Below are 23,934 nucleotides of genomic sequence, written 5' to 3'. Positions count from 1 at the left end.
CAGGTTAAAGCAGCCCAAAGAACTGCCGGGCCGTTACCACATCGTTCGCAATTTGTTCTTTCAACGCCTCCAGTGAGGCAAAGCGCTGCTCGTTTCGTATTTTCTGTTTCAGCACCACATCAATGTGACGACCATAGAGATCCATATTGATGTCGAGCAGGTGAACTTCAAGCTGCTGGCGTAAACCTTTTACGGTCGGACGGGTGCCGATATTAGCAACACCCGGCAGTGGCTCGGGCGTCAGACCCTGTACCTCCACGGCATAAACCCCTTTCACCGGCGTGACGCTGCGGCGTAAAGGAAGATTCGCAGTCGGGAAACCCAGCGTACGTCCCAGTGCATCACCGTGCACGACGCGGCCGGAAATAGTGAAGGGATGACCTAACAGCGACTGTGCCAGCGCTAAATCATCCGCAGCCAGCGCCTGACGCACGGCAGTGCTGCTGATTCGCTTACCGCCATCACAGAAGGTTTCGGTGCTGACGACCTCAAAGCCATACTCCACACCGGCTTTCTGTAATAACAGGAAATCCCCCTGGCGACCAGCGCCGAAGCGGAAATCATCGCCAACCGCAAGGTACTTCACGTCCAGCTTGTCGACTAACAGATCACTGATAAAACGCTGGGCGGACAAGGCCGCAAAGCGAGGGTCGAACCGCACACACAGCACTGTATCCACGCCGGCTTCCGCCATGTACCGCAGCTTTTCACGCAGGCGAGTCAGGCGAGCCGGGGCTTTATCACCGGCAAACAGCTCAAGCGGCTGTGGCTCAAACACCATGACCACGACCGGCAGATTACGCTTACGTCCTTCTTCACACAGACGCGACATCAGCGCCTGATGCCCACGGTGCACGCCATCGAAATTACCAATGGTCAGAACGCAGCCGCGATGCTGCTCGTTAAGATTATGAATACCGCGGATAAACTTCATGGCTGGCCCAAACCGGTGGAAATCGGCGGATTATACCCTTGAAAGCGACTCAGGTTAACCCGTCAGCACGCCTTTCATGCTTTAGGCGCTGCATTTCCTGTTGCGGATGCGCATGTTAAGAATTTTGTCGCGAAATACTGTATTCAGCGAGGGGAAGCTGGTAGAATCTTGCGCCATCAAATACGTAACCGAGTGCCGCTTTTAGGGCGACGCTTATTTGCACAAATCCATTGACAAAATCAGGTTAGAAGGGCATAGTCCTCGGCCTTTGATTTGTCTCTATAGAACACATTTGGGAGTTGGACCTTGGCTAATATCAAATCAGCTAAGAAACGCGCCGTAACATCTGAGAAACGCCGCAAGCATAACGCTAGCCGCCGCTCAATGATGCGTACCTTCGTTAAGAAAGTATACGCGGCGATCGCTTCAGGCGACAAAGCTGCTGCGCAGAACGCATTCAATGAAATGCAACCACTCGTGGATCGTCAGGCCGCTAAAGGTCTGATCCACAAAAACAAAGCTGCACGTTATAAATCTAACCTGACTGCACAGATCAACAAACTGGCTTAATCGCCTGTTGTTTATCACTTTGTTGAAAAAGCCGGCTTACGCCGGTTTTTTTTCGTCTGTACTCTGGTGGGGAAAAAGTCCACTGAAGTCTGCGTGACAGAGACGCTGCACTGCCGGATGCTGAATCATCCGCTCCGCGAAGAGGATGTGATATTCCTCTGACACCGCATCAAGCCGCCCGACTTCATAGACGCCTTCCCGCTCACCCATTTCAAGCGCAGGCGCGACAAAAATCGCCTTCTGCCGCGCACCAAATGCTTTCATCAGTGCTGCATCATCAAACTCGCCGAGAATCTCTACCTGCAGCCCTTGCGTAGTGATCCAGTTGAGGATTTTGCGTCCCAGCATTGAGCGGCGGCCGGGAATCAGGAGTGGGCGCGTTTCCAGACAGGCCGGAAAAGAGGAATCAGAAAGCGGCTGTGTTGACCAGAAGCTGACCATACATTCGCCCAGCTTCACCGAAAAAAGGCCTTCCTGCTGCGTAGGATCAATGGAGCAGTCAGAGATAATCATATCCAGCTTATGCTGACTGAGCTGCTCCAGCAGCATTTCGTGGGTTGACTCAAAACAGCGCAGATGAATCTTCTCTTCTGCAACCACTGCGGTTTCCAGCACCTTGCTGACAAGCTGCTTAGAGAGCGCATCTGCCACGCCGACATCCAGCAGCAGATGGAACTCTTTGCGGTAGTTAACGATATCCAGCATCTCCTGACCCAGCATAAACATGCGGTCCGCATAACGGAACACCAGCTGACCCAGTTCAGTCGGCACCAGGCCCCTTCCCTGCCGCCGGAACAGCTTGCCCTGCAGGCGCTCCTCAAGTGCCTTAATCTGCCCGGAAATAGTCTGTGGTGTCAGAGATAGCACTTCTGCCGCAGCCGCCACAGAGCCGCTTTTGCAGATCTGCCAGAAGTAATAGAGATGGTTGAAATTGAGCTGATTCATCGAAAAAAAGGAGGCTTTCGCCTCCTCTCCATTAACGCAGTTTAATCCGCAGCAGGGTATAGCCAATTACCGCTGACAGCACAGAGCCCGTCAGGATCCCCAGTTTAGAGAAGGTCACAAGCTGCTCATGTGTCGAATCGAAGGCCAGCGAACTGATGAAAATAGACATCGTAAAACCGATGCCGCACAGCACGCCAATCGCCATGATATCGCGGATGGTGGTGCCGTCAGGTAATACCGCCAGCCGCAGTTTTACGGCCAGCCAGCAGAACAGCGTAATGCCTAAGGGCTTACCGATTAACAGGCCGAGGATGATACCTGAAGGCTCCGGTGAAAGGACGTCACGCAGCGTAATACCGGCCAGTGAGATACCGGCGTTAGCGAAGGCAAACAGCGGCAGAATCAACCAGTTCACCCACGGCATCAGACCGTGCGCCAGATGTTCTGCTGGTGAATGCCCTTCTCTCTTTTCCAGCGGTATGAAGAAGCCAACAATGACGCCCGCCAGCGTGGCATGGACCCCTGACTTCAGCACTGCGGTCCAGAGCACGATCCCAACCAGCATATAGACCGAGATTTTACGGACATTAAAGTAATTCAGCACTGCCAGCACAACGATAGCCCCTGCAGCAACGCCCAGGGATAACAATGAGAGGCCACTGGTATAGAACAGGGCGATAATAACGATAGCCCCCAGATCATCGATAATCGCCAGTGCCATCAGGAAAACTTTCAGTGCAGCAGGAACACGACTGCCAAGCAGGGCAAGTACACCCAGAGCAAATGCGATATCGGTCGCCGTAGGGATAGCCCAGCCGTTGCGTGCTATCTCATCACCATGGTTGAAACCGAGGAAGACAAGGGCGGGCAGTGCCATGCCGCCTAATGCCGCTATGACGGGAAAGATCGCCTTGTCACGGCTTGCAAGTTCGCCGACTATCAGCTCGCGCTTCACTTCCAGACCAATCAGCAGGAAAAACAGCGCCATCAGCGCATCGTTAATCCACAACAGCAGATTTTTACTGATATCCAGCGCACCGAAGCGGATTTGCACAGGTTCATTGAGAAACGCCTGATAGCCCTGAGCGGTTTCGGCAGAGTTGGCGAGAATCATGGCAGCCACTGCCGCCATAATTAACACCATGCCATTGCTGGCGTCGCTTTCAATGAAGCTTTTAAGCAGGTTTTTGAGACTACGGGGCTTATTCAACGTGTATCTTCCTGATCAGCGGTAGAAAGATAAAGAGTGTAGCGGCTACTATAGTTCGTTAAAAGCAGCTTATTCCTCACCTTTCCTTCGGTTTAAGCGAAGAGAAGGCGGTTAACGCTAAAGAAGGATGAACTTTTTTTACGCATACCATCAAAACGGCAAAAAAAAACGGAACCTGAGGCTCCGTTTTTTCAGACACTGTTTAGCGTGTCAGGTCGTCAAAGAATTTCTTCACGCCATCGAAAAAGCTCTTAGAACGCGGGCTGTTATGCTCACCGCTTGGGCCGCCAAAACTTTCTTCCAGTTCACGCAACAGCGCTTTCTGTTTTTCGTTCAGGCTGACCGGTGTTTCCACCACGACGCGACATAACAGGTCGCCGACCGCACCGCCACGGACAGATTTGACACCACGTCCGCGCATGCGGAACAGCTTGCCGGTCTGGGTTTCTGACGGCACTTTCAGCTTCACGCGGCCATCCAGTGTTGGTACTTCAATCTCTCCGCCCAGCGCCGCCATCGCAAAATTGATCGGCACTTCACAGTAGAGGTTGTTCTCTTCACGCTCGAAGATCGGGTGTTTCTTCACCGATACCTGAACGTAGAGATCGCCGGCTGGTGCGCCCTGCTCGCCCGCTTCACCTTCGCCACTCAGGCGAATGCGATCGCCGGTGTCCACCCCTGCCGGGATTTTCACTGACAGCGTTTTCGACTTCTCAACACGACCATGACCATGGCAGGCGTTGCACGGATCTTTAATCACCGAGCCACGACCATGACAGGTCGGACAGGCCTGCTGGACGGTGAAGAAGCCCTGGCGCATCTGCACCTGGCCTGCACCGTGACAGGTTGAACAGGTCTGTGGCTGCGTTCCCGCTTTCGCACCGCTGCCGTGGCAGACGTCACACTCTTCCAGCGTTGGAATGCGGATCTCTTTGGTCACGCCGCGTACCGCTTCTTCCAGCGACAGCTCCATGTTGTAGCGTAAATCGGCGCCACGGGATGCGCGCTGACGGCGTCCACCACCAAAGATGTCACCGAACACGTCGCCAAAGATATCGCTGAACTCTGCACCGCCGCCGCCAAAGCCGCCGCCGCCGAATCCACCGCCACCCATACCGCCCTGTTCAAAGGCTGCATGACCATACTGATCGTAAGCCGCACGCTTCTGCGCATCGGTCAGGATTTCGTAAGCTTCCTTGACCTCTTTGAATTTCGCTTCGGCTTCTTTATCACCGGGATTGCGATCCGGGTGGAATTTCATAGCCAGGCGTTTGTAAGCCTTTTTGATTTCACGCTCGTCCGCGGATTTGGCGACGCCTAAAATCTCGTAGTAATCACTCTTCGCCATGTTTATTTAGCCCTTAACATGATCGCACGGGCGTGGAGAGATCTCCTACGCCCGTGCTGGTTTCAACGGCTGTCAGGCCAACCGTCGCGCCCGGTCAGGGGCAATTATTTCTTGTTGTCTTTCACTTCTTCAAATTCAGCATCGACAACGTCGTCATCTTTCTTCGCTGACGCGTCACCGGCATCCGCTGCACCCGCCTGAGACTGCTGCGCTGCTTCCATCAGTTTGCCGGACACTTCCATCAGCGCCTGCATTTTGGCGTCGATTTCCGCTTTGTCTTCGCCTCTCAGCGCAGTTTCCAGCTCGGCCAGCGCAGCTTCAATTGGCGCTTTGTCGTCAGCTGACAGTTTGTCGCCTGCTTCATCCAGCTGCTTACGCGTGCTGTGGGCAATCTGATCACCCTGGTTACGTGTCTGGACCAGCTCTTCGAACTTACGGTCAGATTCAGCGTTCGCTTCCGCATCACGCACCATTTTCTGAATCTCTTCATCGCTCAGACCTGAAGAGGCTTTAATGGTGATTTTCTGCTCTTTACCGCTGTTCTTGTCTTTCGCTGACACGTGCAGGATACCATCCGCATCGATGTCGAAGGTCACTTCGATCTGCGGCAGACCGCGTGGCGCGTTCTGGATACCGTCAAGGTTGAACTGGCCCAGTGACTTGTTGTCATTGGCGCGCTTACGCTCACCCTGCAGCACGTGAATGGTCACGGCTGACTGGTTATCTTCAGCCGTCGAGAAGACCTGGCTGTGCTTGGTTGGGATGGTGGTGTTCTTGCTGATCAGCGAAGTCATCACGCCACCCATTGTTTCGATACCCAGTGACAGCGGGGTAACGTCCAGCAGCAGCACGTCTTTCACGTCGCCACCCAGTACACCACCCTGAACCGCAGCACCGACAGCAACCGCTTCGTCCGGGTTCACGTCTTTACGTGGCTCTTTACCGAAGAACTCAGTCACTTTGGCCTGAACCAGTGGCATACGAGTCTGACCACCGACCAGGATAACGTCGTTGATGTCTGAAACAGACAAGCCGGCATCCTGCAGCGCAACTTTCAGTGGCGCAATTGAACGCGCAACCAGATCTTCAACCAGTGACTCCAGTTTAGAGCGGGTCACTTTAATGTTCAGGTGCTTAGGACCGGTCGCATCTGCCGTGATGTATGGCAGGTTAACGTCGGTCTGCTGTGCAGAAGAGAGTTCGATTTTCGCTTTCTCTGCCGCTTCTTTCAGACGCTGCATCGCCAGCGGATCGTTGTGCAGATCGATACCCTGATCTTTCTTGAATTCAGCAACCAGATAGTTAATCAGGCGGCTATCGAAGTCTTCACCACCCAGGTGGGTGTCACCGTTGGTCGCCAGAACTTCAAAGGTTTTTTCGCCGTCAACTTCGTCAATTTCAATGATTGAAATATCGAAGGTACCGCCACCCAGGTCATAAACCGCGATGGTGCGGTTGCCCTGGCCTTTATCCAGACCGTATGCCAGTGCTGCAGCGGTCGGTTCGTTGATGATACGTTTGACTTCCAGACCCGCGATACGGCCGGCATCTTTGGTCGCCTGACGCTGCGCATCGTTGAAGTAAGCCGGTACAGTGATCACGGCCTCAGTCACTGGCTCACCGAGGTAATCTTCGGCAGTCTTTTTCATTTTCTTCAGCACTTCAGCAGAGATCTGCGGCGGTGCCATTCTCTGGCCTTTCACTTCCAGCCAGGCGTCACCGTTGTCAGCGCCGGTGATTTTGTACGGCATGATTTTAATATCACGCTGTACTTCTTCGTCCTGGAAGCGACGACCGATCAGACGCTTAATTGCGAACAGGGTATTCTGCGGGTTGGTCACTGCCTGACGTTTAGCCGGTTGACCGACCAGAATTTCGCCATCCTGTGTATACGCAATAATTGAAGGCGTGGTGCGATCGCCCTCGGCATTTTCCAGCACGCGTGCTTTGGTGCCATCCATGATCGCAACACAAGAGTTGGTTGTACCCAGGTCAATACCAATAATCTTACCCATCTAAACATCTCCCACTTAAATTCGTTGCCAATTTGGGTTGTGAACCTTTTATGTGGGCGGGTTGTTTGCATTCAACCGCCAGCACATGCTTTTTTTCCAACGTTCACAACGCTCGATGACAAGTAAATGGGGCCGCTTCGATGCGCATCAAGGGCTAAACCAAAAAAAATTTTTTTACCGCTGGCCCTGCCGGGATCAAAGAACACTGCCACAACGCTGAATAGGGAGCATCGCTGTGTTCCCTTCAGTGAGCAGGAGGGAATCCGTTTATTCCATCAACGATCATTTTACTGCCGGGGGACCAGGGCAAATCCATTACAACGACTTAATCTCCTGATTCAGATCCGGCTCGTGGCTGACGTCACGTCGCAGCCAGATCCCCGTCAATAATCCCACCAGCGCCAGCGCCATCACATACCAGCACGGAGCCATCACGGAGACATTCATCAGCAGGGATACACAGATCGGTGTCAGCCCGCCAAAGATTGCGTAGGAGAGGTTGTATGAGAATGAGAGTCCGGTGAAACGCACTTCTGCCGGAAAGGCGCGCACCATCACAAATGGCACCACCCCAACGACACCAACGCTGAGCCCTGCCATGCCATAGAGCAGGAAGAGCTGCTGCGGATAGAGAGCGCTCAGGTGATAAAACTGCCAGCTACAGATCGCCAGCAGCAGACTACCGACACACAAGGTACGACTGGCACCAAAGCGATCGGCAGCGAGTCCGGCAATAATGCAGCCGATGCAGAGCATCACAGTGGCAATGCTGTTGGCCTGCAGGGTCAGCGCGGGCGCGATGCCCTGCTGCTTCTGCAGCCAGACCGGTGACATCAGGATCACCACGACGATGCAGGCGGAGAGCAGCCAGGTCAGCAGCATGGAGATCACAATCGACTTTTTATGCTCCACCAGTACGGTCTTCAGCGGTAACGTTTCCGCCAGCGCTTTGCGCTGCTGCATCTCAATAAAGACCGGTGTTTCATGCAGCCAGCGGCGCAGGAACATTGCGATCAGCCCAAATACGCCGCCAAGGAAGAACGGTATACGCCAGCCACCTTCATGGATCGCCTGCTGAGACATCGAGGTATTGATCAGCGTCGCCACCAGCGACCCCAGTAAAATGCCGATGGTCAGCCCGGCCGTCAGCGTGCCACAGGCGATGCCGATACGTTTATAGGGTACGTGCTCAGCAACAAACACCCAGGCGCCCGGTACTTCGCCACCAATCGCCGCCCCCTGCAACATCCGCATCAGCAGCATCAACAGAGGCGCAGCAATGCCAATCGTCTGCCAGGTGGGCAGAGCCCCCATCATCAGGGTCGGTAGCGCCATCAGCAGAATACTCAGGCTGAACATCTTTTTACGGCCAAGCTTATCGCCAAAGTGCGCCATAACGATGCCACCGAGCGGTCGTGCCAGATAGCCGGCGGCAAAAATGGCAAACGTCTGCAGCTGACGCAGCCATTCAGGGATATCTGAGGGGAAGAAGAGTTCGCCGATCACGGTGGCGAAGAAGACAAATATGATGAAGTCGTAAAATTCCAGCGCGCCGCCCAGCGCGGCCAGCGCCAGCGTTTTGTAATCCTTACCGGTCAGACGCGGTGTATGAGTCGGATTCATAATATTCCAGAGGCAAAAGACAATTTTGTAAAGATACTCTTACTATACCGTCAATCTTTTGCCACACCAGCAAGGCTATAGCTTATGCCTGAAATGGGGAATATTTAGTTATTTATCTCACGCATCGCGCTTTTAGGCCGAAATGCTGCTACCACATCTGCATGCGTTTCGACGTAAGGGCCTTCCAGCAACTGTAAACAATAGGGTACAGATGCGAAAATGCCATGGACTTTAACGTTGTCCTGCTCATCCTTCAGCCCTTCCAGCGTCTCTTTGATCGACTTCGGCTGACCGGGAAGATTGAGGATCAGCGACTGTTTGCGGATCACGCCGACCTGACGCGACAAAATGGCGGTCGGCACGAACTGCAGGCTGATCTGGCGCATCTGCTCACCAAAACCGGGCATTTCCCGATCGGAAACCGCCAGGGTGGCATCGGGTGTGACATCGCGTCGGGCCGGACCGGTGCCGCCGGTGGTTAACACCAGATGGCAAAAGCGTTCATCGACCAGCTCGCAGATCGCGTGCTCAATCATCGGCTGCTCGTCGGGTACCAGACGGGACTCAATCTCAAACGGGCTGCTGATTGCGCGACTCAGCCAGCTCTCCAGCGCGGGAATACCCTCATCCTGATAGATACCGTTGGCGGCGCGATCGGAGACCGATATCAGGCCAATGCGTAATGTATTCATGATTAGCTTCGCTGTGATTTACCGCGGTGCGGTGGAGTAAAAGGGGAATAGCAGAGAGGATAATATAAAGTGAAAGGGTCGGAAAAGGGAAAACCGTGGCAGCCTGCGCCGCCACGGTCAGCCGATTACAGCAGTTCTGCCAGCATCTTCTCAAGTTTGCCCTGATCAACGGCAAAATTGCGGATACCTTCTGCCAGCTTAGCAACGGCCATAGGATCCTGGTTGTGCTGCCACAGGAACTCAGACTCGGTCATGCGGGCCGGACGGGCTTTCACTTCGCCGCTGTAGCTCAGTTTACGCTCCAGGGTACCTTCGCTCTCTGCCAGCTCTTTCAGCAACGCAGGAGAAATGGTCAGACGGTCACAGCCAGCCAGTTCGATGATTTCGCCGACGTTACGGAAGCTCGCGCCCATCACCACGGTTTCATAGCCGTGCTGCTTGTAGTAGTTGTAGATTTCAGAAACAGAAACCACGCCTGGATCTTCGTGCGCGGCATACTCTTTCTTATCGGTGTTGGCTTTATACCAGTCAAGGATACGGCCAACAAACGGCGAGATCAGGAACACGCCCGCTTCGGCACAGGCACGCGCCTGAGCAAAGGAGAACAGCAGGGTCAGGTTACAGTTGATACCCTCTTTTTCCAGCTGCTCTGCAGCACGGATGCCCTGCCAGGTAGAGGCCAGTTTGATCAGGATGCGGTCATTGCTGATACCGGCATCATTGTAGAGTTTGATCAGGCTGCGGGCTTTAGCAATGCTGCCTTCAGTGTCGTAAGAGAGGCGCGCATCGACTTCAGTCGAGATACGGCCTGGGATCAGTTTCAGAATTTCCAGACCAATGTTAACGGCCAGCTTGTCAGAAACCAGCTGCAGCTGCTCTTCTTTGTTGCTGCTCTGCTCACGCGCCCAGCTAATCGCTTCATCGATCAGTTTACGGTATTCAGGGATTTGTGCGGCGTTGAGAATCAGAGAAGGGTTGGTGGTGGCGTCTTGTGGCTGATACAGCTTCATAGCTGCGATATCACCCGTGTCGGCGACGACGGTAGTGAGCTGACGCAGGGAGGTAAGTTTGTCCGTCATGTTCTTTTCTCTTAGTTAACTGTCAGTGTGAAAAAAGGCTGTTGCGATAATATCACGCGGCAACGGTGGCGCAAGGTCAGGGAATGCCGTTTACGATAGCGCGAACAAATAGGTGTGATTCGTCATTCTTTGCGGCTTTTTTGGTACACTGCGTAGCCTGATAAGCCGCCAATGCCCTGTTAAACCAGGCATTAACCGAGGAAGCAACTATGTTGATGGTGATCTCTCCCGCCAAGACGCTGGATTATGAAAGCCCGCTGGCGACAACGCGTTTCACCCAGCCTGCGCTGTTAGAAAAGTCACAACAGCTGATTGAGATTGCGCGCGATCTGTCACCCGCCAGCATCGCCTCGTTAATGGGCATCAGCGACAAACTGGCGCACCTCAATGCCGATCGGTTTAACAGCTGGCACCCCGATTTTTCCCCTCAGAATGCCCGTCAGGCGATCCTGACGTTTAAAGGTGATGTCTACACCGGTCTGCAGGCCGACACCTTCAGCGATCAGGATTTCGATTTTGCTCAGCAGCATCTGCGTATGTTGTCTGGCCTGTATGGCGTGCTGCGTCCGCTCGATCTCATGCAACCTTACCGGCTTGAAATGGGCATTCGCCTGGCCAATCCAGCGGGCAAAGACCTTTACACCTTCTGGGGCGATCTCATCACTGAAACGCTGAATACCGCGCTGGCGGAACAGGGTGATGAGGTGCTGATCAACCTCGCCTCGGACGAATATTTCAGGGCGGTTAAGCCGAAGAAGCTGCAGGCACAGATGATTAAGCCGGTGTTCCTCGACGAGAAAAACGGCAGCTATAAAGTGATTAGCTTCTATGCCAAAAAGGCGCGTGGATTAATGAGTCGCTACGTGATTCAGCAGCGCCTGACAAAGCCGGAACAGCTTAAGGCGTTTGATGTGGATGGCTATCGTTTTGACGGGGCAAGCAGCAGCGGGAGTGAACTCGTCTTTAAGCGCGCGGAGCAATAACTCCCCCGCGCGCACTGTGTTTTTCACATCACAAGCAGGCTTCCCGTAACCGGGAAGCCTTTCACCGCACTACTTCAGCAGGAACGCCCGCAGCGAGGCGAAATCACCCTTCATCTTGTGCGACAGCAACGGAAGGTCGGCGCGCTCCGCTAACTCTGGCGGCAGCGTCAGGGTCTGCTCAAGGATCGCTTCCACGCTTTCACGGAATTTCGCCGGATGCGCCGTTCCGAGGAACACACCATACTCCCCTTCCTGCAGCTGATCGCGCAGCAGACGCCAGGCGATGGCAGCATGTGGCTCGGAAACGTAGCCAATCTCTGCCAGTTCACGCATTGCGGCGCGAGTGGTCTCATCAGTGACTGCACCACAGGCCAGATCGGTTAAGCGCCAGGTTTTACGGCGGAACAGCTCTTCCACACGTGGCCAGTTGTTAGGCTGGCTGACGTCCATCGCATTCGACAGCGTAGAGACAGTCAGGTTTGGCTGCCACTCGCCGTTGCCCAGGAAGCGCGGCACCGTGTCGTTGGCGTTGGTGGCAGCGATAAAGCGTTTGATCGGCAGGCCCAGCGATTTCGCCAGCAGACCGGCGGTCAAATCACCAAAGTTGCCACTTGGCACGGAGACAACCAGCTGATTGCGTTTTTCCTGTGGCAGCTGCGCGACCGCTTCAAAGTAGTAGCAGATCTGCGCCAGCAGGCGGCTGATGTTGATGGAGTTAGCCGAGTTCAGGCCAATCGCCCGCTTCAGCTCTTCATCATCAAATGCCTGTTTGACCAGCGACTGGCAGGCATCGAAATCGCCGTCGATAGCGATAGTTTCAATGTTGCCGCCCAGCGTACAAAAGAGTTTCTCCTGCAGCGGACTGATTTTGCCCTGCGGATAGAGGATCACCACGCGCACGTTCTTCATGCCGTAGAAAGCGTGCGCCACGGCCGCACCGGTGTCACCGGAGGTCGCGGTCAGAATGGTGATCTGCTCATCTGAGCCTGAGAAATATGACAGCATCTGCGCCATAAAACGGCCGCCAAAATCTTTAAATGCCAGCGTCGGGCCGTGGAAAAGCTCCAGACAGGCGATATCTTCGCTGACGGCTTTCACCGGGGCCGGGAAGGCAAACGCGGCGTTAACACGCTCATGCAACTGCTGGGCCGGAATCTCGTCACCAATAAAAGCCGAGAGAATTTTGCTGCTGCGGCTGACAAAATCCATCTCCAGCATCGCGTCGATGTCGGTCAGTTCAAACTCTGGCAGTTCCAGCGGAAAGAACAGACCCTGCTGTGATCCCAGACCCTGTTTCACCGCCTGGGCGAAGCTGACCTGCTCGTTGTGATCCTTCAGATTGTAGAGTTTCATGCGTTATCCCAATTGTCGTGCGCCAGCCGTGTCGAGGCGGCAGATATGGACGAAGCCTTCATCATTCTGCAGATAGTGCTGGCTCAGCCAGTCAGCCATCCGCTGTGCCGTTTCAATCTGGTTGCAAACGGCGAAAAGTGTCGGACCAGAGCCTGAGATACCGCACGCCAGTGCGCCAATATCTTTAGCGGCCTGCCGCGCCTCGGCGAAGCCTGGCAGCAGCCGGGTCCGGTAAGGTTCGGCAATCACATCCTGCATAAGTTTAGCTGCCAGCTGCGGCTGACGCGTATGGCAGGCGTGAATGAAGCCAGCCAGCAAGCGGCCATGTTTGATACAGTCCTCTTTGCGGTACTGCGCCGGTAAGATGGCGCGCGCTTCAGCGGTGGACACTTTAATGCCCGGATAAGCCATCACCCACAGCCAGTCATCAAAGCCCGGCACCGCCTGGCTGATGATGTCATTCTCCTGCAGCATCAGCTGAATGCCTCCGAGGAAGCAGGGAGCGACATTATCATAATGTACGCTGCCGGAGATCCGCCCTTCCAGCTCGCCCATCAGCGTTAATAGCTTGCTGTCGCTGAGTGGCTTGCCGCAGAATTCGTTCATCGCCATTAAACCGGCCACCACCGAGCAGGCGCTGGAACCCAGACCGGAGCCGATGGGCATATTCTTCTCCAGGGTCATCGCCACCGGGATCTCTTTGCCCACCGTCTCGCAGAAAAGTTGCCAGCACTGATAAACAATATTCTCTTTGGGATCGGCGGGCAGCTTACTGACAAAACGACCAGCGTTGGTCAGTGAAAACTGCTCAGCTGCTTCCACAGAGACACAGTCACCCAGCAGGGAGCCATCTACCGGCGATACCGCCGCGCCCAGCACATCGAAGCCGACGCTGACGTTACCGATCGAGGCTGGTGCGTAAATTTTTACCATGTTTAAACTCCCAACTTCCATGACAGCGTACGCAGCAGATCGGCAAAGACACCGGCCGCTGTGACATCATTTCCTGCACCGTATCCGCGAAGCACCAGCGGAATCGGTTGATAGTAGCGACTGTAAAACGCCAGGGCGTTTTCGCCGTTTTTCACTTTATAGAGCGGATCGTTGCCGTCAACGGCGTCGATCTTCACTTTACAGACGCCACCCTCTTCGATCACGCCCACGTAACGCAGGACTTTGCCCTCATTCTGCGCTTGTGCAACGCGGTCAGCAAAGGCGTTATCGAGTTCGGGCAGACGCTGCATAAACTGATCAACATCCTGAATTTCGGTCAGGCTGGCGGGCAGCAGCGGTTCGATCTCAATATCACTCAACTCCAGCTGATGACCCGCTTCACGCGCAAGAATGAGCAGCTTACGCGCCACATCGGTGCCAGCCAGATCGTCCCGCGGATCGGGTTCGGTAAAGCCCATCTCACGCGCCATGTTAGTTGCCTGCGACAGCGAAACCCCTTCATCCAGCTTGCCGAAGATAAATGACAGCGAGCCAGAGAGGATACCGGAGAAGCGCAGCAGTTCATCACCCGCGTTCATCAGGTTCTGTAGATTTTCGATGACCGGCAGTCCGGCACCAACGTTGGTATCATAAAGAAATTTACGACGCGATTTGGCCGCGGCGGCGCGCATCTGCTGATAGTAATTCCAGGAGGAGGTGTTGGCCTTTTTGTTCGGCGTCACCACGTGGAAGCCTTCGCTGAGGAAATCCGCATACTGATCGGCAACAGCCTGGCTGGAGGTGCAATCCACAATCACCGGATTGAGCAGATGATACTCTTTCACCAGACGAGTCAGACGGCCCAGATTAAAGGGCTCTTTCGCTTCAGCTAATGCCGACTGCCAGTTGGTTAAATCGATGCCGTGGACGTGGGTTAGCAGCGCATGTGAGTTAGCGATGCCGCACACGCGCAGGTCGATATGCTTTTTCTTCAGCCACGCCTGCTGGCGATGCAACTGATCCAGCAGCGCACCGCCGACACCGCCGACACCAACCACAAACACCTCGATCACCTGATCGGTGGCGAACAGCATCTGATGCACCACGCGCACGCCAGTGATCACTTCGTCATTGTTCACCACGACCGAGATAGAACGCTCTGAAGAGCCCTGCGCAATCGCAACGATGTTGATATTGGCGCGAGCCAGCGCCGAGAAGAATTTCGCCGAGATGCCGCGCAGAGTGCGCATGCCATCGCCTACCACCGAAATCACCGCCAGGTTTTCAATGATATCCAGCGGATCAAGCAGGCCATCTTTCAGCTCCAGGTAGAACTCTTCTTCCAGTACATGACGCGCCCGCGCCAGCTCGCTCTGCGGCACGCAGAAACTGATGCTGTATTCAGAAGAGGATTGGGTGATCAGCACGACTGAGATGCCGGTGCGCGACATGGCCGCAAAGACTCTCGCCGCCATTCCAACCATCCCTTTCATGCCGGGACCGGAGACGTTCACCATCGCCATGTTATTCAGGTTGGTGATGCCTTTTACCGGGCTTTCATCCTGCTCCCCTTCCGCACCAATCAGGGTGCCGGGCGCCTGTGGATTGGCGGTATTTTTGATCAGGCACGGGATCTGGAACTGGGCAATGGGCGCGATGGTGCGGGGATGCAGCACTTTGGCACCGAAATAGGAGAGTTCCATCGCCTCCTGATAGGACATCGACTTCAGCAGACGCGCATCCGGTACCTGACGCGGATCGCAGGTATAGACGCCATCCACATCAGTCCAGATTTCACAGCAGTCGGCGCGCAGACAGGCGGCCAGCACGGCAGCAGAATAGTCTGAACCGTTACGGCCCAGCACCACCAGTTCGCCACGCTCGTTACCGGCAGTAAAGCCAGCCATCAGGATCATGTTCTGCGGGGGGATCTGGCTCGCTTCAATGCGACGGGTCGATTCGGCGATATCAACCGTGGATTCGAGATAGTGACCAATTGCCAGCAACTTCTCCACCGGGTCGATCACGCTGACTTCATGGCCGCGCGCCTGCAGCAGCGCTTCCATGATCGCAATCGAGAGCTTTTCACCACGACAGATAATCGCTGCGTTGACGCTATCCGGGCACTGTCCCAGCAGGCTGATGCCGTGCAGTACCTGCTTCAGCTGCGCAAACTCAAGATCAACACGGGTTTTGAGTCTGTCAAACTCAAAACCCGGCTGAGCGTCAGCCAGTCCCTGCAGCAGCTCGCTGAAGATGCGTTCAGCGTCGCTGATATTCGGCAGAGCATCCTGACCACTGATGGTTTTTTCAATCATCGCCACCAGATGGTTAGTGATCTTTGCTGGCGCAGAGAGCACGGTTGCAACCTGTCCTTGTTGCGCATTACTTTCCAGAATGTCAGCGACGCGAAGAAAACGTTCCGCATTCGCTACCGAGGTCCCGCCGAATTTCAGCACTCGCATGATATAAACTCTCCTGAATTTAAGCCGAAAAAAAAGCCCGCACTGGTTAGGTGCGGGCTTTTTTTCTGTTTTTCCTGTATGCGTCAGCCCGCACCGTTACCTGTGGTAATGGTGGTGGTAATAATTGTGGTGTTCAGGCTGATTTTACGCATTTAGATTTATTTTCTGTCTGTTTTTGTCTGTCCGTCTTGCCTCCAGAAGTAAAGCAAAGCGCACGTTAAGTCAACCCGATTTGTCCGGAGGACAGTTTTTCACCACTGCGCACAGCCACCGGTGAAATCGTAAAACAGTGTTCGATCGTTTGCGATCCAGAAATTCCCTGCGATCTGTGGCTGTAAAATCAGCTTTTTGCCGAGGATTTATCTGTGAGTTTTTTTTCAATGTCGTGCAGCAGACGATGGAGCATCGCACTGTCGCGCTGTTCAAGCAGGCCTGTCCGCTGGTCGATCCAGTCTGACAGCTTCTCATCATCACTGACCCCCAATTGCGCCAGCAGCTGATGAAAACGCTGACGCAGCGCCTGCAACTGCTGCCCATCGGCAGCCGAGGCAACCGGTGCCTCAACCTGGTTCAGCTTCGACAGCTGGTAGCAGTAAACCATCACCGCCTGACCGAGATTCAGTGAAGGATAGTCATTCGCCATCGGGATGCCGGTCAGCAGGTCGACCTGCTCCAGTTCCTCGTTGGTCAGTCCGCTATCTTCACGGCCAAACACCAGCGCCATGCTGTTGACCCACTGGCGTTTCTCCAGCAGCTGCGTTTCAACCTGCTCCGGTGTAGCGTAGTAGCGAAACTTTGCCCGGCTGCGCGCGGTAGTTGCCACCGAAAAATCGATATCCGCTAACGCGTCAGCCAGGGTGGCAAAGGTCTGAACGTTATCGAGGATCTCACCCGCACCATGCGCCACCCGACGCGCAGCGGGATCCTGCCAGGCATCGCTGGCCACAATACGCAGCTGGCTGAATCCCATCGTTTTCATGGCACGCGCCGCAGCGCCGATATTTTCTGGCCGCGCAGGCGAGACGAGAATCAGGGGAAAAAGCATATATGTGGTCCATTGGTCTATTTAGATAACGTCATATTAACATGGCTGTTAATGATTCCGGTGTCAGAAGCTAATAAGAAAATCGTGTGTTAACGATGTTAAAACCGGTTAAAAGTAGTTGCCTGAATCTTTTTAGCATTGAAACCATGATTATTAAAGAAATCGTTATTTATTCATTTAATTTCAATAAGATAATATGTGATTTCCAGCGGGTTTTATTTTGGCTCGCAAGCGCAATAAATGTAACGAAAATGAAGCTTTTTGTGAGCTAAACAGGCAATCTGCTAGAAGTTTTTCACAAAAGTGTTAACGTGCTACAATTGCATTTGATATAAGTCAACGAAGCGTTGTTTTTATGCTTATCGGTTGTAGTTGGTGCTGTTAGGTTGCTGTTAATACAGTTAGGATATGCGCCATAATCATTAACGCCCGGGGCATGCAATTTTCATCCTGACTGGCTGAGCTAATACTGTTGTTGACGTTGATAGATGGCTTATCAAAATATGATTTCGTACAACGGTTCTGCGCGGCCCACCGCTCTCGATGATGGATAACGCCATACCGCTGTACGCCCTGTTTTCAATTTGTTGGCAAATTTTAGGTAGCTAAACATGCAGACCCCGCACATTCTTATCGTTGAAGACGAACTGGTCACGCGTAATACCCTCAAGAGTATTTTTGAGGCGGAAGGTTATGTGGTGTATGAGGCGACTGATGGTGCTGAAATGCATCAGGTGCTGACTGACAATGACGTTAACCTGGTCATCATGGACATCAACCTGCCCGGTAAAAACGGCCTGTTGCTGGCACGTGAACTGCGTGAGCAGGCCAATGTCGCCCTGATGTTCCTGACCGGCCGTGACAACGAAGTCGATAAAATTCTTGGTCTGGAAATTGGCGCCGACGATTACATCACCAAACCGTTTAATCCGCGTGAGCTGACCATTCGAGCCCGTAACCTGCTATCGCGCACCATGAATCTGGCGATGCCAGGCGAAGAGCGACGTCAGGTAGAAAGCTACAAATTCAATGGCTGGGAGCTGGATATCAACAGCCGCTCACTGATTAATCCCAACGGCGAACACTACAAACTGCCACGCAGTGAGTTCCGCGCCATGCTGCACTTCTGTGAAAATCCGGGCAAGATTCAGACCCGTGCCGATCTGCTGAAGAAAATGACCGGCCGCGACCTTAAGCCACACGATCGCACCGTCGATGTCACCATCCGTCGTATCCGCAAGCATTTCGAATCCATGCCGGACACGCCAGAAATCATCGCCACCATTCATGGTGAAGGTTATCGTTTCTGCGGCGACCTGCACGAGTAAACGGAGTCAGGCGCAGCCAATAAAAAAACGCCCCTGCGGGCGTTTTTTTTGTGCTCAGTACCATGGCATTATCAGTGCCAGGGCATAATCGGCACGGCGCTGAGCGCGTTTTTCGGTGAGCCATCGACCACTTTATCGGAGTAGGTCAGGTAAACCAGGGCGTTGCGCTTTTTGTCGAAGAAGCGTACAACCTGCAGCTTCTTGAAAATCAGAGAGGTGCGCTGGCGGAATACCACCTCACCCTCCGCTTTGCCCTGCGCAATTTTATCACTCAGTTCGACCGGACCCACCTGCTGGCAGGAAATCGCGGCATCAGAGGTATCCTCTGCCAGACCCAGTCCGCCTTTAATACCTCCGGTTTTCGCCCGGCTGATATAACAGGTTACATTTTTAACGTCCGGGTCATCGAAAGCTTCAACAACAATCTTATGGTCAGGCCCGAATATCTTGAACACCGTATCAACAGAGCCAATCTGTTCGGCAAAAAGTGGGCTGGAAAAGGTCAGCGTGGTCAGCGCAGCGATCATAAGTCGGGATATTGTCATGGAGTTACCATTGCAAATGGAATAGATGAGAATGTAATGTACTGTTAATCGATACAATGACCAAACCAAAACGGGTTTTAGCCCGTACTGATTTAGCACAATCTTCCCCGAGAAACGGCCCACGTCTTTTGAGCAATGAGTGCTAATATTCTTCGAATGCTTTTAGCTGTACCACCAGAGTATGAGGATGTTTTATGGACCAAGCCGGTATCATTCGCGATTTGCTTGTCTGGCTGGAGAGCCATCTGGATCAACCCCTTTCGCTGGACAATGTTGCCCAGAAAGCGGGTTACTCTAAATGGCATTTACAGAGGATGTTCAAAGACGTGACCGGACACGCAATCGGCGCCTATATCCGTGCCCGTCGTCTGTCTAAAGCCGCCGTGGCGCTGCGCCTGACCAGCCGTCCGATTCTGGATATCGCGCTGCAGTATCGTTTTGATTCACAACAGACTTTTACTCGCGCATTCAAGAAACAGTTTGCTCAGACACCGGCCTGGTATCGTCGTTCTTCCGAATGGAACTCATTCGGTATTCGTCCCCCGATTCGCCTGGACGATGAGACACAGCCGGAACCGGCTTTTGTCACTTTGCCGGAAACGGTGCTGGTGGGACAAACCCAGAACTACACCTGTATTCTGGAGCAGATTTCCAGCTACCGCGACGAGATGCGAATACACTTCTGGAAGCAGTTCCTGCTGGAAACGGACACGATTCCGCCGGTGCTCTATGGCCTGCATCAGGTGCGAGCCAGCCAGGAAAAAGATGACGAGCAGGAGATTCTTTACACCACTGCGGTGCCAGCTGACAGCGCGGTGAACCTGCATTCCGGCCAGAAGGTTATTCTGGAAGCGGGCGACTATGTGCAGTTCACGTTTAATGGTCCGCGCGTCAATCTCCAGGAATTTATCCTGTTACTTTATGGCACCTGCATGCCAACGCTGGGGCTGACCCGTCGTGCGGGACAGGATATCGAACGCTTTTATACCCATGGTGGTAAAAAGCGCAATGAGCCACCGACTGAGATCCGTTGCGAATATCTGATTCCTATTCGCCGCCAGACCGAAGCCAGCTAAGTTTAAGGCTGTCGTCATCGCGACGGCAGCCTTAACGCAATCAGCGCTGCAGCTCGTCGAGCGCAGGCGCATCCAGATGAGAAATATCCCCCGCCGTCTCCACAATCCAGCCTTCAGCCAGCCAGGCGCTCTGCTGATAATCCACACGTGAAATCGAACAGTTGCGCAGACGCAGGCGACGTTCCGCATAGGCGGGCAGACCGAGAATCGTACTGACCAGCGACCCCAGCGCCATACCGTGACTGACCAGCAGCGGGCGGCTTCCGGCAGGCAGATCGAGACAGGCATTCAGCGCGGCGTGCATGCGTGTCGCCATCTCCGTCATCGACTCCCCTTCAGGGATACGGCCGCCTTCGGTGCCGTTGACCAGCGTGGCGCGCCACTGCTCTTCTTCAGCGGTCAGGCCATCCAGCGGGCGCTTTTCCAGCACACCCATATTCAGCTCGCGCAACCGCGCATCAAGCGTCACTGAGCAACCGCAGGCATCCGCGATAATCTCGGCGGTGCGGCGTGTGCGCCCCAGATCGCTGGCAATAATATGCGTGATGCCCAGATGCTTCACGCGCTCACCCACCTGCCAGGCTTGTTGCTCACCTTTTTCCGTCAGCGGACTGTCGGACTGACCCTGAATGCGGCGTTCCGCATTCCATACCGTTTCACCGTGACGAACAAGATAGACCTGTAACATGTTAGTTTCCGTTATACTGCGACAAAAATCGCTTTAGACACTGTCCCATCAGGCGTCCTTGTTGCAGGCATTCCGGACACAGACAGCGCGATGGGCCAGGCATTTAATCACCTGAGGGTTCAATCAATTATGTACCATGTTGTCGCAGCCACAACCAACCCAGCGAAGATTAACGCGATTGCTCAGGCTTTCAGCGACGTTTTCGGCGAGGGATCCTGCCATATTGAAGGGGTCGAGGTCGATAGCGGCGTTGCAGCACAACCGTTAACCCATCTCGAAACGCGAACTGGCGCACGTCAGCGCGTGATGAATGCCCGCCAGGTCCGGCCTGAAGCGGCATTCTGGGTGGCCATTGAGGCGGGCATCGAAGATGACAGCGCGTTTGCCTGGATGGTGGTGGAAAATCAGAAGCAGCGCGGTGAATCACGATCGGCCAGCTTTACCCTGCCGCCGGTGGTGCTGGCGGGTCTGCGTGAAGGCCGCGAACTCGGCGAAGAAATGGCGCGGTTAACCGGCATCGACAATATCAAACAGAAGGGTGGCGCAATCGGCGCGTTCACGAACGGCCTGCTCAGCCGCTCCAGTGTCTATCATCAGGCACTGATCCTGGCGCTCTGCCCGTTCGTCCATCCGCTCTATCAGCAGTAATCAGGCGCGTCTAAGACGCGCTTCCAGCCAGCGTTTCAGCTCCGGCGGCGCCTCTTTCAGGCTATTAGACCCACGGGTAATCGTCGCGATGCCGACGCCGAGCTCATTTTTCAGCTCGCGCTGGCTCATTTCGCCATTCATTAACTCTTCGATAATCCGCAGACGGGTGCCGAACGCTTCCCGCTCATCGGGCGTCATCATCAGTTGCATCAGGGGCAGTGCATGGCCATCAGCAAAGGCCTGCTGCATCAGCACGACAAAGCGCTGCCAGCTATCTTCTGCCGGATGCGCATCGGTAGAGGGGGAATCAGAATGGGTCATGAAGAGGCTTCCGTACTCACTAAAGAGTACGGAAGCTTAGCACAGCTAGTAACGGCGATTCCACTCAGCATCTGACAGGATCTTGTCAGGCTTGCCCATGAAATGACGATAGTAGGCGTCATACGCCAGCACACTCTTCACGTAGCCGCGCGTTTCAGAGAACGGAATGGTCTCAATAAATGCCACGGCATCGAGATTGCCCGCACTGGTTTTCAGCCAGCTTCGTACCCGGCCAGGACCAGCGTTGTAGGCCGCAGAAGCGAAAATCCGGTTCTGGTTAAACTGCTGATAGACATATTCCAGATACTGGGTGCCGATCTGGATATTGGTTTCCGGATCAAGCAGCTGGCTGGTATTGCTGTAGCCAGGAATGTTGTACATCTTCACGGTATGCGCCGCCGTGGCAGGCATAATCTGCATCAGACCACTGGCACCGACCGGCGAACGCGCTTTCGGGTTCCAGGCGCTCTCCTGACGCGAAATCGCCATCGCATAGCTTGGTGGAATCTGCTTCACCTCGGTATTTCGCTCATACACGCTCTGCCACGCCAGCGGGAAACGCTCTTTCAGGCTGTCCCACATTTTGGCGGTGATCGTCGCCTGCACGCTAAGATCCCACCAGTCCTGCTCATTGGCGTAACGCGCCAGCATCTGCTGCTGCGTATGCGTACGGCTGCCGATCAGATTGCTCCATTCGCTACGGGCCAGGTTATCCAGCCCCCAGTACATCAACTCGCGGACGCGGGCCAGTTCTGGTCCCTGGATGGTGGCGCTGTCAGGCTTCGGCGCTTCATCAATCTGCAACGGGTAGTCAACGCCCAGTCGCTGGGCCGCCACCATCGGATAGAAGCCGCGCGCCTTCATCAGCTTGCGCAGGATCTCTTCGGCTTCCTCTTTACGATCTTTCTCAAACAGCAGATCGGCCTGCCAGTACTGCCACTCATCTTTCTCTTTGGCTTCCAGCGGCAGACGGGCGATCCAGGTGTTCAGGCCGCGTCGGTCATGCTGAGAGAGCGCCAGTCGCACCCGGCGTTCCACCAGCGCGGTAGACTCGCTGTTCATCACTACCGCATCGCGCCAGCGCGACTGCTCGGCGGTGAGATCGCTGCCCATCATGCGCCAGACCACAATCTCCTTCAGCGCCTGCTCATCTTCCGGTCCCATCTTCTGCGCCCGGACCAGAATCGGGATCAGGCTGCGGGCATTTTCCATGTCCTGCCGCGCCACACGCGTAAAGGCATAAATCGTGGCCTGGCGGGTAAAGTCGGTTGGCCCGACGGCGCTGGCGAACGAGCTGACCGTTAACGGGTCCTGCTGCAGAGTCTGTATCGCGTCAGACATGGTCTGATAATCGGCAGGCAACGTCTTCGCCAGATAGCTCACCAGGCTGTCGTTACCGGCTTTCATCGCCAGCCGGATACGTTCCAGGATAGTAATAGGCGAAATCTGACCGGACGCCTGCCAGACCGAGAAGAGCTTATCGCAGTCCGCAGGCAGCGCCGTGCCGCGCAGCCAGATCTGTTTCGCGCCATCAAATGCGGCCTGCTGCTGCCCGGTGGCCCATTTGGCGTAATACCAGTTGCAGCGTGCCTGCACCGGCTTGGGTTCGGTCGGACTGAAGTTCAGCACGCCCTGCCAGTCCTGTCGGTAAGCCAGCACATTGATAAAGCGGGTGCTGAGCGATCGCGCGGGAGGCAACGTCGGATACTGGCGAATAAAGTTCTGCACGGCCAGGGTGGTCTCCTGATCGAGATCCTGGGCCAGCAGGCGATATTGCAGATAAGGATAGAGCGGATAGTCCTGTAGCGTCGGCAACAGCTGATCCACGGTGGCCATCTGGTTACTGTCCCAGGCCTGTTTAATTTGTTGATAACGTTGCCGTTGTTGATCAAGCGAATCGGCCCATGCGCTGCTGGCCGTTCCGGCCAGGCAGATCCCTATCATCCAGTTACGCCACTTCACCACGTAAATCTCCTCTGTTGCTGGGGCCGGCGAGTTGCCAGACAGTCTTCATGCTAACCAGGCCACCGGACTCTTGCCATGTTCTTCACAAAATTTACGCACACAGACATTAAACGCACCGTCATCGCTCAGCGTGCGCGCCGTGATTGTGCAAATTATCATCACAAAATC

Annotated in this window: 22 protein-coding genes and 1 other annotated feature; of the genes, 5 read left to right on the top strand and 17 right to left on the bottom strand. The window is 54.5% G+C overall.

All coding sequences use genetic code 11. The features are described from left to right. Positions 1 to 4: 4 nt before the first annotated feature. A complete protein-coding gene (ribF, locus tag HZZ01_RS11980; protein ID WP_179897598.1) occupies positions 5 to 934 on the bottom strand; it encodes a bifunctional riboflavin kinase/FAD synthetase in 930 nt (309 codons plus the stop codon). A gap of 306 nt (positions 935 to 1,240) precedes the next feature. Between ribF and rpsT the strand changes: the two genes are divergently transcribed. After that, positions 1,241 to 1,504, top strand: coding sequence for a 30S ribosomal protein S20 (rpsT, locus tag HZZ01_RS11975; RefSeq protein ID WP_008925553.1), 264 nt, complete (start codon positions 1,241 to 1,243; stop codon positions 1,502 to 1,504). Positions 1,505 to 1,540: 36 nt separating this feature from the next. Here rpsT and nhaR read toward each other — a convergent pair whose 3' ends face one another. The 7 genes from nhaR to tal all read right to left on the bottom strand — a co-directional run bounded on the left by nhaR (position 1,541) and on the right by tal (position 10,416). Then, positions 1,541 to 2,449, bottom strand: a complete 909-nt coding sequence (gene nhaR / locus HZZ01_RS11970) for a transcriptional activator NhaR (RefSeq protein WP_179897596.1) — start codon at positions 2,447 to 2,449, stop codon at positions 1,541 to 1,543. Positions 2,450 to 2,480: 31 nt separating this feature from the next. Next, entirely contained in the window at positions 2,481 to 3,659 is a 1,179-nt protein-coding gene (gene nhaA / locus HZZ01_RS11965; RefSeq protein ID WP_179897594.1) for a Na+/H+ antiporter NhaA, read from the bottom strand. A gap of 202 nt (positions 3,660 to 3,861) precedes the next feature. Then, positions 3,862 to 5,007: a molecular chaperone DnaJ gene (gene dnaJ / locus HZZ01_RS11960; protein WP_179897592.1), complete on the bottom strand. Its 1,146-nt coding sequence runs from the start codon at positions 5,005 to 5,007 to the stop codon at positions 3,862 to 3,864. A 104-nt stretch (positions 5,008 to 5,111) separates the two neighbouring features. Then, entirely contained in the window at positions 5,112 to 7,022 is a 1,911-nt protein-coding gene (dnaK, locus tag HZZ01_RS11955) for a molecular chaperone DnaK (protein WP_179897590.1), read from the bottom strand. A 315-nt stretch (positions 7,023 to 7,337) separates the two neighbouring features. Beyond that, positions 7,338 to 8,645 (bottom strand): MFS transporter, encoded by a 1,308-nt coding sequence (locus tag HZZ01_RS11950; RefSeq protein ID WP_179897588.1) that lies wholly within the window; start codon positions 8,643 to 8,645, stop codon positions 7,338 to 7,340. Positions 8,646 to 8,749: 104 nt separating this feature from the next. Continuing rightward, a complete protein-coding gene (gene mog / locus HZZ01_RS11945) occupies positions 8,750 to 9,337 on the bottom strand; it encodes a molybdopterin adenylyltransferase (protein WP_179897586.1) in 588 nt (195 codons plus the stop codon). 125 nt (positions 9,338 to 9,462) lie between these two features. Then, positions 9,463 to 10,416 carry a transaldolase gene (gene tal, locus HZZ01_RS11940; protein ID WP_003854842.1) on the bottom strand — a complete coding sequence of 318 codons (954 nt, stop codon included), beginning with the start codon at positions 10,414 to 10,416 and terminating at the stop codon, positions 9,463 to 9,465. Positions 10,417 to 10,625: 209 nt separating this feature from the next. Between tal and yaaA the strand changes: the two genes are divergently transcribed. Further along, positions 10,626 to 11,399, top strand: coding sequence for a peroxide stress protein YaaA (gene yaaA, locus HZZ01_RS11935; RefSeq protein ID WP_179897584.1), 774 nt, complete (start codon positions 10,626 to 10,628; stop codon positions 11,397 to 11,399). Between the two features lie 69 nt (positions 11,400 to 11,468). Here yaaA and thrC read toward each other — a convergent pair whose 3' ends face one another. The 5 genes from thrC to HZZ01_RS11910 all read right to left on the bottom strand — a co-directional run bounded on the left by thrC (position 11,469) and on the right by HZZ01_RS11910 (position 17,195). Then, on the bottom strand, positions 11,469 to 12,752 hold the full coding sequence (gene thrC, locus HZZ01_RS11930) for a threonine synthase (protein WP_179897582.1): 1,284 nt from the start codon (positions 12,750 to 12,752) through the stop codon (positions 11,469 to 11,471). A gap of 3 nt (positions 12,753 to 12,755) precedes the next feature. After that, positions 12,756 to 13,685 (bottom strand): homoserine kinase, encoded by a 930-nt coding sequence (gene thrB, locus HZZ01_RS11925; protein WP_179897580.1) that lies wholly within the window; start codon positions 13,683 to 13,685, stop codon positions 12,756 to 12,758. A gap of 2 nt (positions 13,686 to 13,687) precedes the next feature. Next, complete coding sequence (gene thrA / locus HZZ01_RS11920; protein ID WP_179897578.1) at positions 13,688 to 16,150, bottom strand: bifunctional aspartate kinase/homoserine dehydrogenase I; 2,463 nt, start codon at positions 16,148 to 16,150, stop codon at positions 13,688 to 13,690. A 26-nt stretch (positions 16,151 to 16,176) separates the two neighbouring features. Then, positions 16,177 to 16,295 (bottom strand) — a sequence feature (Thr leader region). Next, entirely contained in the window at positions 16,234 to 16,302 is a 69-nt protein-coding gene (thrL, locus tag HZZ01_RS11915) for a thr operon leader peptide (RefSeq protein WP_071591720.1), read from the bottom strand. (Overlaps the previous feature by 62 nt.) Positions 16,303 to 16,490: 188 nt before the next feature. Then, a complete protein-coding gene (locus tag HZZ01_RS11910) occupies positions 16,491 to 17,195 on the bottom strand; it encodes a tRNA/rRNA methyltransferase (protein WP_179897576.1) in 705 nt (234 codons plus the stop codon). A 611-nt stretch (positions 17,196 to 17,806) separates the two neighbouring features. On the opposite strand from HZZ01_RS11910, the gene arcA reads away from it, so the two are divergent. Continuing rightward, positions 17,807 to 18,523, top strand: coding sequence for a two-component system response regulator ArcA (gene arcA, locus HZZ01_RS11905; RefSeq protein WP_090964164.1), 717 nt, complete (start codon positions 17,807 to 17,809; stop codon positions 18,521 to 18,523). 71 nt (positions 18,524 to 18,594) lie between these two features. Here arcA and creA read toward each other — a convergent pair whose 3' ends face one another. After that, positions 18,595 to 19,068, bottom strand: coding sequence for a protein CreA (gene creA / locus HZZ01_RS11900; protein WP_090964162.1), 474 nt, complete (start codon positions 19,066 to 19,068; stop codon positions 18,595 to 18,597). 194 nt (positions 19,069 to 19,262) lie between these two features. Here creA and robA point away from each other — a divergent pair, with 194 nt between their 5' ends. Then, positions 19,263 to 20,144 carry an MDR efflux pump AcrAB transcriptional activator RobA gene (robA, locus tag HZZ01_RS11895; RefSeq protein ID WP_179897574.1) on the top strand — a complete coding sequence of 294 codons (882 nt, stop codon included), beginning with the start codon at positions 19,263 to 19,265 and terminating at the stop codon, positions 20,142 to 20,144. Between the two features lie 40 nt (positions 20,145 to 20,184). Here robA and gpmB read toward each other — a convergent pair whose 3' ends face one another. Further along, a complete protein-coding gene (gpmB, locus tag HZZ01_RS11890; RefSeq protein WP_179897572.1) occupies positions 20,185 to 20,832 on the bottom strand; it encodes a 2,3-diphosphoglycerate-dependent phosphoglycerate mutase GpmB in 648 nt (215 codons plus the stop codon). 129 nt (positions 20,833 to 20,961) lie between these two features. Here gpmB and yjjX point away from each other — a divergent pair, with 129 nt between their 5' ends. Continuing rightward, positions 20,962 to 21,480 carry an inosine/xanthosine triphosphatase gene (gene yjjX, locus HZZ01_RS11885; RefSeq protein WP_179897571.1) on the top strand — a complete coding sequence of 173 codons (519 nt, stop codon included), beginning with the start codon at positions 20,962 to 20,964 and terminating at the stop codon, positions 21,478 to 21,480. Here the strand turns inward: yjjX and trpR are convergent, their stop codons facing one another. Both trpR and sltY read right to left on the bottom strand, forming a co-directional pair. Then, a complete protein-coding gene (gene trpR, locus HZZ01_RS11880; RefSeq protein WP_090964153.1) occupies positions 21,481 to 21,801 on the bottom strand; it encodes a trp operon repressor in 321 nt (106 codons plus the stop codon). It lies immediately after the preceding gene. 45 nt (positions 21,802 to 21,846) lie between these two features. Then, entirely contained in the window at positions 21,847 to 23,766 is a 1,920-nt protein-coding gene (sltY, locus tag HZZ01_RS11875; protein WP_179897569.1) for a murein transglycosylase, read from the bottom strand. Between the last annotated feature and the right edge of the window lie 168 nt (positions 23,767 to 23,934).

It is taken from the genome of Pantoea sp. WMus005 (assembly GCF_013415305.1).
GTDB lineage: Bacteria > Pseudomonadota > Gammaproteobacteria > Enterobacterales > Enterobacteriaceae > Pantoea > Pantoea rara.
The sequence above is the reverse complement of the archived record's forward strand: the minus strand, read 5'-3'. Positions and strand labels throughout refer to the sequence as shown.